Origin of the sequence: Soonwooa buanensis, assembly GCF_900167905.1 — a bacterium.
Taxonomy (GTDB): Bacteria; Bacteroidota; Bacteroidia; order Flavobacteriales; family Weeksellaceae; genus Soonwooa; species Soonwooa buanensis.
In genome coordinates this window covers 561,762-577,647 of record NZ_FUYZ01000001.1, presented here as the reverse complement: position 1 = coordinate 577,647, position 15,886 = coordinate 561,762, and the positions used below count along the sequence as shown (strand labels likewise).

The following is a 15,886-nucleotide window of genomic DNA, read 5'->3' as shown; positions in this document are numbered from 1 at the left end:
AAATTAGTTTCGATTTTTTAAAACCAAAAATCCTTTGAAACTTCGACCATCACTAACATTAATGATATACCAATAAGTATCTGTCGGTAATGGATGTCCATTGATTTTTCCGTTCCATTCAAAAATGCCATTAACTTTGGTTTCGAAAAGCTTCTTTCCAAATCGATCCAAAACAATGACTTGAGAATCTTTGTAGTTTTCTAAACCTTTGATTTTCCATGTGTCGTTAATACCATCAGCATTCGGCGAAAAACTATTCGGAATTTCGAAAATACTAATTGTACGTTGGTCGATTAGGCATCCCATTTTTGTTTTGACATAGATGGTGTAATTTCCGTTTTCTAATTTAAATTGGTTAGAGGTCTGCCAGTTGATATTATCATCAGAATAAAGATAATCGCCAGCTTCGGACATCGTAATTGTTACCAAATTATTTTCTATTTGGATGTTCTTAATCGTCGCAAGTTTTGCTTTTTTAACAACGACTGATGCCGAGTTTTGACAAGTTTTTTCAGTAGTTACAGTAACAGTGTAAGTGCCTTCAGTTTGGGTTTTAATAATTTGAGAAGTTTCTCCAGTGTTCCATAAGAAAGTACAGCCTGCACAGTCGCCAGCATTAAGTTCTGCATCGATGCCACTACAAAATTCAACTTCAGAAGGAAGGCTCAGTTTTGGTTTTTTATTTAAATTAAATTCTAAAGTAAACCACTGCGAACAACCAACTGTGTTTTTAATTTCGACATTAAAAAGGTTATGCCCAATATTGAGTTTGGCTTTTGTAAAATCAGGCACCAATTGATTGTTACTATCATAAAAAGTGAATTGTAAACCAGTTATGTTAGTAATTAATTTAGTTCTATAATCGTTTAAATTAATAAGTTTAAAATCATCCGTTGTATCATTACAAAATGTAGGTTCAACATAATTGCTAGCAGAGATACTACTATTATTAACGGCAACTTTTACAGCTAATTTATTAATACTTTCACAACTAGAAATTGTTTGTGTAGCATAATAAGTTTCGCCATCGACAAGCGGAGTTGTTTGAGCTAATAAAATATTTGATGCATTATACCATTTGATGTTTTGTCCTGTAATCGCAATATCTCCTAAAGTCGGATTTTGTCCAATACAAAAGCTTTGAGGAGAGTTTCCAGATGGTGCAACAGGATCGGAAACATTAACCAAAATCTCTAGTTTCGAACTCTCACAACCTGCGCTATTTTGTGTGACATAATATGTTGTATTATCAACCAAGGCTGTATTTACGGGTAAAATTAAACCACTCGCGTTATACCATTTTAGGTTAGTCCCAACAACTTGGATGTCTGAAATTTCGGGATGATCTATTGCGCAGAAATTCTGTTGTTGACTTCCAGTAGGTTTAGGTTGATCAGTAATTTCTACTAGTTGGGTTTGTATTTCGGTGTTACCATTTCTGTCAGTGTAATGCCAAGTAATTGTATAAAGACCAGGAAGACTATAACTTAAAGGATCTGTTGTGGTTGCAGTAATTTTTCCTGCGCACTTATCAGTTGCTGTTGGAATTGTTGTTACTACAAAATTACAATCACCTGTTAATTTTGGAAGATTAGGATCGTCAGGAATAGGTTTTTCATTATCGCCAACAAAAACAGTAACTGTATAAGTACCATCGCAACCGCCACTTCCTGTGATGGCGCAAGAGTATACACCAGAATTTGCAGTTGTAGCATTCGTGATAATAGGATTTTGCAGACTGGACGTAAAACCATTAGGACCAGTCCAAGAATAATTTGTCCCGCCAGACGCTTTTAGTTCGATGTTACTACCAATACAAATTGGGGAGTTAGAGGAAGCCGTTGCGGATGAGGAACAATCTATGAATTTTGCAATGTATATGCTATTAGAGGTATTAAGGTTATTTTGCTGAAATGCACCAGGTGTCGCGATATTAGGAATATTTCCAGAAACCATACCATAAAAATACAAATTTCCCGATTTATCTTTTATAACGTCATTAACTTGGCTTCCATAATAGAAGGTGCCCCAGATTTTATTGAGATCAGAATCGTATTTAACAACAAAAACATTTTGGCTTGAAGGTGGATTTTCCAAAAAAGCTCCTGGTGTACTTACTCCAGTATAGTCAATTGTACCTAAATGTGTTGTAGAGCCTGATACAAAAATATTGGCTTGCTCGTCAATATAAGTTATATTTTGAAGTGTATCATAAAGATCAAAAAGTTTACTACTAACAATGGAATTAGTTTTTGTATTTATTCTATATAATAATCCTTTTTCAGAAGTACTATTTATATATTGCTCTGCCGAAATATAGACCTCATCGCCAATTCTTCTAGCGGACTGCAAATATTCATTTTTTACATCTTCCCCTAAAAATGTTCCGTATTTTAAATCTCCAATTTCATCGAAGATGATGTAAACGCCATCTGAACCTCCTCCATTATTTGAACTTCTAATAGGATTTTTCAAAGGTAATGTTGTCCCTGCAGTCCTTCCTATAATCTCAATTGTATCATTGTCAACATTAAATATCTTATAAAGTGAAGTCGCTCCAGATCCTGCGTAGTATGTTATCCAATCTTTGTTTCCAGAATTACTATCAAATTTAGCTACAAACCCATTTCTTCCACCAGTTACCGAAGATTGAAAAGCTCCAGCTGTTGCAAAGTCTGCAGTACTAGAAGTATTCCCAATTACATAAATATTATTATTTAGATAAGCAATATCCCAAGGTTCTTCTTCTCCGTTTCCACCATAAATATTGTTATAAATCATAGTTCCTGTTGGTGAAAATTTGACCAAAGACATTTGTATGTTAGCGCTGTAAGGATTGTTTGGTGAAGTTGGTGATGGTATATGAATTTGTCCAGTTGCAAAAACATTATTTTGATTATCAAAAGTAACTTGCATGAAGTCATCATAATACTTCATTCCATAGTATGTTCCCCATAGTTTCTGACTTCCATCCTTACTTATTTTGGCTAAAAATGCGTCTCTATATCCTGAAGTATTAAATGTAGTTTGATATGCTCCTGTAGTTGCTATATTAATACTGCTCCATGTATTTCCATAAACATAAACATCATCATTATTATCTGTTCTTATCAATCCAATATCTTCATTATCACCACCAAAAAAACTTCCCCAAATCCTTGTTGGCACAGGATCGATAACAATGGTTTTATCAGAAGTATTAATTTCAGAATCAAAACCAAAAGTTTGATTTCCAAAATCTTTGAAATTAACAGCAATGTTTTGTTTTGAATTCGAATGTTCTATCCAAGAGTTAGGAATGTTTTCTTGCATTTCTCCAAAACGAAGTGCCATAGCGAGTTTGCCATCTTTTAATTTGGTTTTGGCACCTTCAAATTTCATTTTGATGTCTGATACTTTTCCACCTGGATGAACTAAAAAATTATATTCTACAGTTTTTGTAGAATCTTCAGGTTTAAAAAATACTAAATCAACATTATTATAAACATTTTTGTAAACGATACGTTGGTATCGATGCACGTTTTCGACACCTTTTGGGTTGTGCTCTAGATTGTAATAATTCTCGTAATCTTGCGATTTTCCTTCGGCTTCAATTTGGACATTGTTATTGGCATTAACGAGATTGATGTCAACACGATGATATTTAGAAGTATATTCAACGTTTTGATTTTGCTTTTTCTGAAGCTTAGGATTAATGGTATTTTCAGAAGTCGCTTGTTTCTTTTTTGATACTTTTTTTTCGACCTCATAGACATCATAAGAAAAACCATTTTTTTTGATTTGGACATTTAATCCTGCTGAATTAAAAAGATACTTAACCTCAGGATTTGGTTTTGCCTTTTGGTCAATAATTTGACCTTTATTTTCGTAAAAATAATATTGATTTTGATACTTATTTTGAGCCAGTAGTAACGTAGCAATACTTAAAAAAACAATAATAAAAATTCTCTTCATCGAGCTTTTTGTAAATTTCGGCAAAGATAATCTTTTTTAACAAAATTTTAAGAAGCCCACCAAGCTGCAAATTCCTGATTTTTATTATTTAAATCCACCTTTTCGCCAATCATTGGTGTAACGATTTTAAAGTTTTTGCCTTGACTGTTTTCTGTGATTTTTTCTAAAGGCTCTTTCCAAGAATGCATGGCTAAAGCAAACTTCGAAGAGTGAACAGGGATAACATTTTCGGCTTGTAGATCTTCGATAACATTTATAGTTTCGGACGGCAAAGTATGGATGTAATGCCAGCGCTCGTTATATTGGCCATTTTCGAGAATTGCCCAATCAAAAGGACCGAATTTTTCACCAATGTTTTTAAAATGTTTTCCGTAACCGCTATCACCACCAACAAAAATGTTATGACGACTAGATTTTAGCACAAAAGAAGACCAAAGACTGATATCTCTTTTCAGGCCTCGTCCAGAAAAATGTCGGGCTGGGGTAGAAGTGATGTGGATATTTTTTTCTAAAACCGCATCTTCGTACCAATCGAGTTCTATTAATTGATCTTCAGCAAAGCCCCAACGTTCGAGATGCGCCCCAACACCCAATCCACAGATGATTTTCTTAATTTTTGGTTTTAAACTTTTTAAAGTTTTATAATCCAAATGGTCATAATGATCATGCGAAATAATCAAATAATCGATCTCTGGAAAATCACCAGATTGATAAATATCCGAACCTTTGAAAGCCTTTGTTGTTCCTGCAATTGGCGATGCGTTGCCACTAAAAACTGGATCCACCAAAAATTTAGTCTCATCAACCTGAAAATAATAAGATGAATGTCCCATCCAAACTAAAAATTCATCGTCAGAATTTTGAGACTTTAATTCAGTTTTTTTTGAAGGGATTATATGTTTTGGCGTTTTATTAGGGACTCTTTGTGTTAAAAAATCCCACATTACTTTTTTGGGTGTAAAGCCTTCTCCGAAATTCGGCGTGTGTTCTATATTTTGAAAACGTCCTTTTCGGAAGTTTGCAGATTTTTTAATTCTTTCGAGGCGACGACCTTTAGATTTAGAACCAAAAATCGGTTGTTGCATAAATAGAAAAACTGTAGTAGCAATTGCTAGAACAATGATAAGTATAAAGTACATAATTTAATTCGAAATGTTTTTGACCAGCAAAATCCAATCATCTTCCAAAAATTTGTAACCTTGGTCATAAACAAATCTGTATTCCGAAGCGTTTTTGTATACAACCATTTGTGTAAAATACTCGAAACTGAATCCCAAAGCCAACAATTTTGATTTTAAAATTTTGGTTTTACCGTCAATATTGCAATCTGTCAAAATACGATGGTTCTTGCGAAGTTGATAATTAATATTTCGCATCAGATTGGTCGTATCTTTATTGATTCGGTTGTTGTAACTGTTGCGACAAGCATCAGAACAGAATTTTTTATCAGAGCGACCAACGATTTTTTCGCCACATTCTGGACAAGTTTGCATGGTGTTAATATTCAGTTTCGGAAGAATCAAAAACTATTCCCTTCAATAAAAATGCTCGTTTTGACTGGTTTTATAATCAAATTTATCATGTTTTAATACAAGAAAATAGACTTGCTCCGAAGATTAATAACTAAATTTACACAAATTAATTCTAATGAAATCAAAAACAATTATACTTGGCTTATTAGCAGTTTCGGGTTTGTTGACCAATTTTTCGGCTCAGAAAAAAGCTACTAAAACAAAGATAAATACTACAAAAATGCAAGAGTCTTATCCTTTTCAACAATACGCGAAAGTTGATCTAACCACCGATATTTCGCATTTAACAACGAAAGAAAAAGAAGTTCTGAAATTAATGTTCAAAGCTGCAAAAGTGATGGACGATTTGTTTTGGCAACAAGCTTACGGTGACAAAACTAAATTGTTGTCCAAATTATCTGGTGAAGCGAAAGATTATGCTGTGATTAATTATGGACCTTGGGATCGTCTTAATAACGAAAAGCCATTTGTAGCGGGCGTTGGCGCAAAACCCGAAGGTGCAACTTACTATCCAACCAACATGACAAAAGCTGAGTTTGAAAAAGCTGATGTTAAAGACGGAAAATCCGCTTATTCTGTTGTTAAAAGAGATGCGAAAGGCAAATTATATGCGGTGCCGTATTCGGTAGAGTTTAAAACTAAATTGCAAGAAGCTGCAAATTACCTGAATGAAGCGTCGACAATCGCGGAAGATGAAGGTTTAAAAAAATATTTGAAACTTCGTGCAGAAGCTTTAATGACAGATAATTATTATCCGAGCGACTTGGCTTGGATGGACATGAAAAACTCAAATTTGGATTTGGTTATTGGCCCGATCGAAAATTATGAAGACCAAATGTTTGGTTACAAATCTTCGTTTGAAGCTTATGTTTTGGTGAAAGATGTGGAATGGAGTAACAAGTTGGCGAAGTTTGTGAAATATCTTCCCGAGCTGCAAACCAATCTTCCTGTAAAAGCGGAATACAAAAAGGAAGTTCCAGGGACGGATTCGGATCTTAATGCTTACGATGTTGTATTCTACGCTGGAGATTGTAATGCGGCTGGAAAAACCATTGCGATTAATTTACCAAATGATGAGAAAGTTCAGCTCGAAAAAGGAACGAGAAGATTGCAACTTAAAAATGCGATGAAAGCTAAGTTTGATAAAATTTTGGTTCCGATTGCAACATCGCTTATCGATGAAAGTCAACAAAAGAATATCAAATTTGATGCGTTCTTTTCTAATGTGATGTTCCATGAAGTGGCACACGGCTTAGGGATTAAAAATACAGTTAATGGCAAAGGCTCTGTTCGCGAAGCGTTGAAGGAAGCTAACTCGGCTTTGGAAGAAGGAAAAGCGGATATTCTTGGACTTTACATGGTTAATCAATTGTTGCAAAAAGGCGAATTGTCAGGAAGTAAAGAAGATTATTTCGTGACATTTTTAGCTGGGATTTTCCGTTCGGTTAGATTCGGGGCAAGTTCGGCGCACGGCACTGCGAATATGATTGCTTTTAATTATTTTGCTGAAAAAGGTGCTTTCGAAAAGTCAGTCAATGGACGATACAAAGTTAATGTTCCGAAGATGGAAGCTGCAATGAATGGCCTTTCAGAACTGGTTTTAACATTACAAGGTAATGGCGATTATGACGGTGTTAAAAAATTATATGCTGAGAAAGGAATTATCCCAACAGATTTGCAAAAAGATCTGGACAAACTAAAAACGCACAATATTCCTGTTGATATTGTTTTTGAACAAGGTCCACAAATGTTAGGTTTGAAATAGTTTAATAATAAAAAAAACAGAAGTTAATTTTAGCTTCTGTTTTTTATTTGATGATTTATTAAAATTTTGAATTGAGTTTTTTACCCAATGAAAGGTACAATCTATCACAATAATGATAGAAATCAAATTGAAAATATTATGGAAAAAACACTAAAGCATTAAAAAAACATAATAATTGAAAGTGATAATGTTGAAATAAGGGTGAAAATGTTGAAATTTTTATAAAAATACCTAGAACTAGGTATTAAAAAGTCTAAAACATAGTTTAATATTGTGCTAGAAATAAAAACTATTAACTATGAAAACTCTATTTTTACTATCTGCAATTTTTGCTTTTACGAGTGTTACAGCTCAAAAAGTAACTGTATCGACATCCGAAAATGACGCTAGTATTATTGTCAATGGACAGTTGGTTGGTTCGGGTACTTATCTTTTGAAAATCGATAAAAGTGAATGCTATAATGTAAAAGCACAAAAAACAGGATTTTTAAAATATGAAGCCACTGTTTGCGGGAAAAAAGCAGGACCAGAGCCACCAAAAACATTATTTTTTAATATGAAAAAGGATGACTCCGAAGAAGCATCTATTAAAACCGATCAGGCCAATATTGATTTTGAGATTCCGGTTAATCCAGACCTGTCAATTTCTGACGCTTGGAAGTTGACTACTCAAATTGTGACAGACTATTTTGACGCCATCGAGGTTAGCGACAAAGAAACTTCTTATCTACGAACAGCTTGGAGTATCCAATCCTTTCAACAAAATACAATTCGTACTAGACTTATTGTTAAGTTATCAAAATCGAATCCTTTAACTTTTAAAATTAAACTTAATAGCGAATATTCTGGTGCTAGTGGAACCAGTGTAAAGGCAGATGAACAGTTCCGTGACTGGGATCGTGTGCTTAGAAAATATCAAAACGTGATTAGCGATTTTTCAACTAGATTGTCTAAGAAATAAGCAAGTCACTTAGTTTACCCATAGTCATATTAACCGAAGTCCAAATTTTATTATTGATTTGGACTTCTTTTTTTAAGTCATGATTTATCCGAAAACCAATTTTTTCGTAACATTTAATAGCCGAAATGTTCCAGTCAAAAACGTTAAGTTCGGCGGTTTTATTTTTAAATTTTTTAAAACCAAAATCCAAAAGTTTTTCAACAATAATCTCTCCATAACCTTGTCCGCGATTTTGTTTTTCGCCAATCAAAATTCTGCCAAGAAGAAAGCTGTTTTCTTTTTCCAAAATTTGAGCATGACCTATTAATTTTTCATTTTTAAAAACTGAAAAAGCATAACGATTCTCATGCTTTAGATCTTCAAAAAACTGTTTTTTAGTTAATGGAAAAACTAATGCTGAACCTGCAAATTGCATTAGATCTTCATTAGTTGTGATCCAATTATTTAGCAATTCAAAATCATCTTCGGAAAAAGTTTTTAATAAAATATTTGTCATAAAATTACTCCTCAACAGGATCAAAATTAGAAAAAAAAGTCGCGCCTTGATCAGAATCGTAGGCTTGTTTTTTCAATAGAATTTCTTTGCCTTGCACAATTTTGTAGCTCGAGATGCTATCATTATAAAATTCAACTTTTCCGAAAGGCTCCAATTTATTTTTCTTAATTTTTAAAAAATAAGTTGCGCTTCCGCCATAAAATATGTCTGAGGTTACACAATCTTTTTTCTCGTTGTAATGCAGATTGGGATAATCCGCAGAGTTTTCCATATCGATAAGTTTCTGCGATTTTGGATCAAAAACAAATAATCGATTAATTTCATTTGCGCCGCGTGCGGCTTGTGCAAAAGAGATCTTGACGTCCTTGTATCCATCATTGTTGAGGTCTTCGCTTGTGTCAACAGAGAGAAAGAAATTTTGTTTTTTAAAACGATAATCTTGAAGTTTAATCCATTTTTTATTTATTTTTTTAAACAATGAAAAACTAACCAAAGCCTCTTCATTCAGATTTTTTTGAACAACATCCAATTTGTACTGATTGTTTTTAATAACAGTTTTAGAGTCCGAAAACTTTTGTGTTTCCTGATAATAATAAAAACTCGAACAAACTAAAATAAAGATAAATAGGACTGAAGTTTTCATTGGTGATGTTTCATTGGAATAAATTTATCATTTTTTCATCACTTTTTAAAGTATATAAACTTAAGATTTGTATTTCTCTTGTGGATATTTCGATAGACTTTGAGGAGCGACTTGACAAAGGCTTTTTAATATCGTATCTTTGCAAATCTATTATTCACAAATTTTTAAACCGTAATTTAAAAAAATGAAAACTTCAGATTTTAATTTCGACTTGCCAGAAGAGTTATTGGCAGAACATCCATCAGAACACAGAGACGAAGCAAGATTAATGGTTCTTAACCGTAAAGATAGAACTATTGAGCACAAACTTTTCAAAGATGTTATTGATTATTTTGATGAACATGACTTGTTCATTTTTAATAACACTAAAGTTTTTCCTGCAAGATTGTACGGAAACAAAGAGAAAACTGGTGCTAAAATCGAAGTTTTCTTGTTGAGAGAATTAGATAAAGAAACTAGAGTTTGGGACGTATTGGTTGATCCTGCTCGTAAAATAAGAATTGGTAATAAATTATTCTTCACAGAAGACGAGTCTTTGGTAGCGGAAGTTATCGATAATACGACTTCTAGAGGTAGAACTTTGAGATTCTTATACGATGGGTCTTACGAAGAATTCCGTGCTAAGTTGAACGAACTTGGAGAAACGCCACTTCCAAAATATATCAAAAGAGAAGTTGAACCGGAAGATGCAGAACGTTACCAAACCATCTACGCTAAAGTTGAAGGTGCGGTTGCAGCGCCAACGGCAGGTTTGCATTTCTCAAAACATCTGATGAAGCGTCTTGAGATAAAAGGTGTTGACTTTGCAGAAATCACGTTGCACGTTGGTTTAGGAACATTTAATCCAATCGAAGTGGAAGATTTGTCAAAGCACAAAATGGAATCTGAGGAAGTTATTATCGATCAACATAATGCTGACATTATCAACAAAGCGGTAGAAGAGAAAAGAAGAATTTGTGCGGTTGGTACAACAACAATGCGTGCTATCGAAACTTCTGTGTCATCTAACCGTAAAATTGGGCCTTTCAATGGTTGGACTAACAAATTTATCTATCCACCTCATGATTTTGGAGTTGCTAATGCAATGATTACTAACTTCCATACACCGAAGTCAACTTTAATTATGATGATTGCAGCTTTTGCTGATAAAGATTTTATCATGGAAGCTTATGAAGAAGCGATTAAAGAAAAGTATAAATTCTATTCTTACGGTGATGCTATGTTGATCATCTAAGATTGGTAACATATTTGATACAAATGCACAGTTGATAATAGCTGTGCATTTTTTGTTTTAGCTATTTTAAAAATAAAATTATGAAAGCAATATTATTAAGTGTCGCAACAATTGGTCTTTTCTCTTGTCAATCGCCAACAGACAATAAGTTGGAGGTGTTAACGACTTTACCAAAAGTTATTAAAGAAGCTTCTGCAGCTGAGGTTACATCAGCATCGCCAGATTTGGTTTGGACGATAGAAGATCAAAAAAATGATAATATCTTATTTGGTTTTACTAAAAATGGAGAATTAAAAAAAGAAATCCGAATTAACAATGTTAAAAATAATGACTGGGAAGATCTAACGGCGGATGATGCTGGTAATATCTACATTGGTGACTTTGGAAACAACGATAACGAAAGACAAAATCTAGCGATTTATAAAATTAATGCTTCGGATTTGGCGAAAGATCAAGCGGACGCTTCGGAGATTGTAGAGTTTTATTATCCAGAGCAAACCGAATTTCCTGCCAAGAAGAAAGATCGAATTTACGATTCGGAGTCATTTTTTATTTTCAATAATCAATTTTACTTATTTACAAAAAATAGAAGTTCAAAATTTGATGGTACAACTTCTTTGTATCGCGTTGATAACAAGTCTGGGCAACGATTACCTGCTAAAAAGATTTCGAGTTTTGTGACTTGCGATAACTTCAACCATTGCGCGGTGACAAGTGCAGCGATGAGTCCTGATAAAAAGAAAGTTGCGATTTTGAGTTCGGATAAAGTTTGGATTTTTACAGACTTCAAAGGGGATGATTTCTTTTCTGGAAAATCTCAGATGATTGAGTTGGATCATTTTACACAAAAAGAAGGTTTGACTTTCGAGAGCAACGACAGTCTTTTGATTACCGACGAAGCTGCCAAAAAAGGAGAATCTTTTCTGTATCGTTTAAAACTGAAATAAAATCTTCTTTGATTTTTTAAAAAAAATACAACCGTCGATAATGGCGGTTTTTTTGTTAATGATCATTAAAAAAAATGAGGGAAGACTTTGTTAATATTTCAGTTTAAGATTTTGTAATTTTGCAATCTAAATTTTTTCTATGCCTTTGTACAGAGATTTTTCGGATGATAAAGCACAACTTCTTATTTGGAAATATGATGAACAGGAAGTTTTGGATATGGATACTTTGTTAGAAAAGGAGAATTATAATAAAGTTAAAGAGTATCATCCTAAGAAAATAAAAGAGGTTTTGATGGTTCGTAAAATGCTAAAACAGATTTTACCCAATCATAAAATCCTTTACAAAGACAATGGCGAACCATTTCTAGAACCACAAGATTTTAATATTTCGATAAGTCATTCTTTCCCTTTGGCGGCGATAGGAATTTCGAAATCAAAAATCGGTCTCGATCTCGAACTTAAAAAAGAAAAAATTAAGCTTATTCGCCATAAGTTTATTCTTCATGAGAACGACTTTATTGATAACAAGCACGAGGTCGATTATCTAACAAGCATATGGAGTGTGAAGGAAGCTTTGTACAAAATCCATCATTCCAAATATTGGTCGTTAAAGAAACATTACGATATCCAAAGCTTTCTGCCGACAGAAGATTTCACAGTTAGAGCACGCGTTTACGATCATAATTTTGAAGATTATTTCAAAGTGAAAGTCCGAAAAATTGATGATTATTACTTTTCGGTGGTTTTGGAGTAGTTTTTTAATTTATTGAAAATCAAATAGGTGTGATTTTTAGTATTTAAAATTTACCGAATTCCGAAAGAGTATTTCTTGATTTTGATAAGTTGTCTCAATATTTTTGAGGACTTAATAAAATTAATATGAAAAAAATATACTTAAGTATTTTTATGCTTACAGTAGGTATGTACCAATCTCAATCTTTAGTACTAGTTAAAGATATTAGACCTGGGAGCTCTTCAGGAAATGCTGCTAATTTTATAACCTACAATAACAAACTTTATTTTTCTGCAACAGATGGTGTTTCAGGAACCGAACTTTGGGAGTCAGACGGTACCGAAGCAGGAACCAAAATGGTGCAAGATTTCAACGCAGGAAGCGGAAATTTTAATCCAAATTCTTTCGTAGAAAAGCAAGGTGAATTGTTCTTTGCTGGAGGGATTGGATCGATGCCTTCTGGGGTAGAACTTTACAAGTATTCTCCAAGTAATGGGATAAGTTTATTTGCCGATATTAAAGAGGGGAGTGCTAGCTCTTCACCCAATCAATTGCAGCTAAGTCCTGATAAAAGTACAATTTATTTTCGGGCAAACGACGTTGCATCTACCTCAGCTAGAGTTTACAAAACTAATGGCGTAACTGCACCTACGGCAATTAGCTCTAACTTTATTTCTAGTTCGCCACTTTTGGTTATCGATGATGTGATTTTTGCAGCTGGTGGTACCGATACGAGTAATATAGAGCTGTATAAAAGTGAAGGTGGAGAGTTTAGTTTAATTAAAGATATTCGTGTTTCGGGAAGCAGTTCTCCGTCCAATTTTTATTATAGTCCAACTTTTAATAAAATGTTTTTCACGGCACGTTCTGACGAAAACGGAACAGAACCTTGGATGACCGATGGGACACCACAAGGAACAATACTTCTCAAAGATATTAACAAATCTGGCCAAGATCAAGCAACAACCAATGCTGGTATTTCCCAATTTATCGACTATAACGGAAAACTTTATTTTGCTGCAAATAATGGCGTAACTGGTTCTGAACTTTGGGTAAGCGATGGAACGGCTGATGGTACTCAGATTTTAAAAGATATAATTCCTGGCACGACTGGCAGCAATCCATCGACATTTGTTGAGCATCAAGGTTTGTTATACTTTGTCGCAAATGATGCAACGGCGGGACGCGAACTTTTTGTTACAGATGGTACATCAGAAAATACTAGAATGGTTCTGGATATTAATCCTGGTGTAAATGGAAGTTCTATTTCGGATATTATATCTTTTAATGATAAACTCTATGTGGTTGCAACGGCTGATACTACTATTGGTAAAGAATTATATGAAGTTAAAGATCCTACTTTAAGTACGGGTACAGTTTTAGTTTCGAAGATTAAGGTCTTCCCAAATCCTTCTAATGGTGATTTTAGAATTTCAGCAAATAATTACCAAACCTATAAAATCTATGATTTTGCAGGCAAGTTAGTTAAGTCTGGTATTGTTGACAAGCAAGAAATAAAATCTGGTGTAAAAACTGGACAATATATTTTGGTTTTAGAAGGAGACAATACAAAAGAATCTACTACAATTATAATCAAATAATCTAAAAATAAATAAGTTATGAAGAAATCTATTATTTTGGCAGCTACATTACTAGCTTCAAATATAGTAAATGCGCAAGAGGTAATCAATTTTGAAAATGCAGGATTAAAAGTTAACAAATCTGAAAAAGTATTAAAAACTAAACCCGATTTTACAAAATTTGTTTCTGCAAAAAAACAGATGCCAATATTTGATGCGTCTTTTAATACATACGGGACTGCTGACAAAACAGCATCCATTACACCTAGCAATACGATTGTTGCTGATGAATGGGGACAAATTAAAGTTGTAGAAACTGGTCTGGTAGAGAACTATCAAATTAAATACAAATACGGTGCTGGTGCTAATATGACTTACAAGTTTTTGGATGCTAACTTTAACGAAACCAAAAGCTTTAACATTAGTATTCCGACAACTGCAAATCATGTGACGGTTATTAATACAATGTCAAAAGTAGATGGCGTTAGAAGAATAATGATGTTTGTTCATTATTTTGAAGGAGGATCAGGTCCGGACTATCAAAAAAATGCAATCTGGGTAGTTAACGAAAATGGTGAAAAATTAAAAGAATTCGACGCTACTTCAGGAAAATTCTTGAAGTCGGCTTCTGGTGATCTTCGTATATTAACATCTGTAGAAAAGGATCCTTCAACCACTTTTACATTGCATGATACTAATTATAATGTATTAAAAACAGAAACAATTAATACTGATTTATTCTATAACTACGGAGGTTCACCTCTTAGTATCTTAAAGATAAAAGGGGAAGATAAGATTGTAATGGCACATTACGAAAAGCTTTTCATGGATAATGACACTTTCGAAGTGACGCCAGATAATCATCTTTTGGTGAAAATTTTTGACGTTAATCTTAATCTTGAAAAGACAATCCCATTAGATTTGACTTCAATACATCCCGATTCTCCGTATGTATTTGCCTTGGGAGATTTTGGAACCTTGCCATTCAACTATAGATTCGAAATTACAGACAAGACCTTTAATGATGATGATGCGCTAGAAATTATGTATGCGATTCGTTACGAAGATCTTATTAATGATAATAGCTGGGCTAACTATTATGTTGCGAACGAGCAAGGTCAACGTATCAAATCTTTAGAGAAGGACATTATCTCTACAATGGAGATGACACCTATTGCTGGACAAGATGATCAGTTTGGTTTTATTATTGGTGAAGGTGATTTTGGAAGTTCTATAGATACTTTTAATATTCAGTCTTGGACAGATGGTTTTTCTTTCCCAGCAAATTATAATGGACAAACGCTTTCCGCCAATTTTAATAGAATTCCGAATGCAGGAAGTTTTAGTTATTTAGCAGGTTTAGGACAAGGAAAAACAATTGATAATGTCGCTTATGGTATTATTAATCAGTATTCAAAAACGGGACAATTGGAAAAGGAAATTAAACTTAATATCGGTACAAATCCACAAATGTTCTTTCCTGTTCTTAATTCCGAAACTTTATCACCAACTATTTATAATAATGATAATGATGTTGAGTTTTCTTATATTCATAAACATAAATTCCCAACAGGGACAAAGTTGTATAATGAGTTTAGCGTAGCTAAAGATTATCAAACACCTATTTTTTCAGTAAAAGGTGATGGCGCATACGGCGATATTATTTCTAGTGGTTTTGTAAGAGATGAAACAGAAACTGACATTAAAAAATTAGCTATGCTTTATCGTAATTCCACTTACGATATTACAACAGAATTTTACGATTTGCCGCTAGCAACTTTGGCAACGACGGATGTTGCTAAAAATAAAGCAAAAATCTATTATGATGATAAGTCGCAAGTTATTGGAAGTTTAGAAAAAGCTGATAAGTTCGAGGTTTATAACGCTGTTGGTAATTTGGTAAGTGTTGCTTCAAATACAAATAAAATATCTGCGGCTAGTTTCGCTAAAGGTCTTTATATTGTTAAACTGACTACTAATTCTGTTGTTACGACATCGAAAGTAATCGTTAAATAGAAAATACTATTATATATTGTTTGTT

Annotated in this window: 12 protein-coding genes; 7 read left to right on the top strand and 5 right to left on the bottom strand. The window is 33.5% G+C overall.

Annotation, left to right across the window (positions count from 1 at the left end; genetic code table 11):
* Positions 1-3: 3 nt before the first annotated feature.
* Genes B5X62_RS02740 through B5X62_RS02730 form a run of 3 tightly spaced genes read right to left on the bottom strand, consistent with a single transcriptional unit; the run spans position 4 to position 5,447 of the window.
* Positions 4-3,954 carry a DUF7948 domain-containing protein gene (locus B5X62_RS02740; RefSeq protein ID WP_079665839.1) on the bottom strand — a complete coding sequence of 1,317 codons (3,951 nt, stop codon included), beginning with the start codon at positions 3,952-3,954 and terminating at the stop codon, positions 4-6.
* A gap of 47 nt (positions 3,955-4,001) precedes the next feature.
* Positions 4,002-5,093 carry an MBL fold metallo-hydrolase gene (locus tag B5X62_RS02735; protein ID WP_079665838.1) on the bottom strand — a complete coding sequence of 364 codons (1,092 nt, stop codon included), beginning with the start codon at positions 5,091-5,093 and terminating at the stop codon, positions 4,002-4,004.
* Between the two features lie 3 nt (positions 5,094-5,096).
* A complete protein-coding gene (locus tag B5X62_RS02730; RefSeq protein ID WP_079665837.1) occupies positions 5,097-5,447 on the bottom strand; it encodes a hypothetical protein in 351 nt (116 codons plus the stop codon).
* Positions 5,448-5,601: 154 nt separating this feature from the next.
* Here B5X62_RS02730 and B5X62_RS02725 point away from each other — a divergent pair, with 154 nt between their 5' ends.
* Together B5X62_RS02725 and B5X62_RS02720 are read left to right on the top strand one after the other, a co-directional pair.
* The gene (locus B5X62_RS02725) at positions 5,602-7,251 is read left to right on the top strand and encodes a dipeptidyl-peptidase 3 family protein (protein WP_079665836.1); all 1,650 of its coding nucleotides are present in this window, start codon (positions 5,602-5,604) and stop codon (positions 7,249-7,251) included.
* A gap of 298 nt (positions 7,252-7,549) precedes the next feature.
* Positions 7,550-8,212 carry a hypothetical protein gene (locus tag B5X62_RS02720; protein WP_079665835.1) on the top strand — a complete coding sequence of 221 codons (663 nt, stop codon included), beginning with the start codon at positions 7,550-7,552 and terminating at the stop codon, positions 8,210-8,212.
* Here the strand turns inward: B5X62_RS02720 and B5X62_RS02715 are convergent.
* Positions 8,202-8,708 (bottom strand): GNAT family N-acetyltransferase, encoded by a 507-nt coding sequence (locus tag B5X62_RS02715; RefSeq protein WP_079665834.1) that lies wholly within the window; start codon positions 8,706-8,708, stop codon positions 8,202-8,204. The genes B5X62_RS02720 and B5X62_RS02715 overlap by 11 nt on opposite strands.
* 4 nt (positions 8,709-8,712) lie before the next feature.
* Positions 8,713-9,351 (bottom strand): XAC2610-related protein, encoded by a 639-nt coding sequence (locus B5X62_RS02710; RefSeq protein ID WP_079665833.1) that lies wholly within the window; start codon positions 9,349-9,351, stop codon positions 8,713-8,715.
* Positions 9,352-9,535: 184 nt separating this feature from the next.
* Here B5X62_RS02710 and queA point away from each other — a divergent pair, with 184 nt between their 5' ends.
* The 5 genes from queA (at position 9,536) to B5X62_RS02680 (ending at position 15,861) form a co-directional block, all read left to right on the top strand.
* Positions 9,536-10,585, top strand: a complete 1,050-nt coding sequence (queA, locus tag B5X62_RS02700) for a tRNA preQ1(34) S-adenosylmethionine ribosyltransferase-isomerase QueA (RefSeq protein WP_079665831.1) — start codon at positions 9,536-9,538, stop codon at positions 10,583-10,585.
* An 80-nt stretch (positions 10,586-10,665) separates the two neighbouring features.
* On the top strand, positions 10,666-11,532 hold the full coding sequence (locus B5X62_RS02695) for a hypothetical protein (RefSeq protein ID WP_079665830.1): 867 nt from the start codon (positions 10,666-10,668) through the stop codon (positions 11,530-11,532).
* 139 nt (positions 11,533-11,671) lie between these two features.
* A complete protein-coding gene (locus tag B5X62_RS02690; RefSeq protein ID WP_079665829.1) occupies positions 11,672-12,286 on the top strand; it encodes a 4'-phosphopantetheinyl transferase superfamily protein in 615 nt (204 codons plus the stop codon).
* A gap of 125 nt (positions 12,287-12,411) precedes the next feature.
* Positions 12,412-13,866, top strand: coding sequence for an ELWxxDGT repeat protein (locus B5X62_RS02685; RefSeq protein ID WP_079665828.1), 1,455 nt, complete (start codon positions 12,412-12,414; stop codon positions 13,864-13,866).
* Between the two features lie 18 nt (positions 13,867-13,884).
* Entirely contained in the window at positions 13,885-15,861 is a 1,977-nt protein-coding gene (locus B5X62_RS02680) for a T9SS type A sorting domain-containing protein (protein WP_079665827.1), read from the top strand.
* The last annotated feature ends 25 nt before the right edge of the window (positions 15,862-15,886 follow it).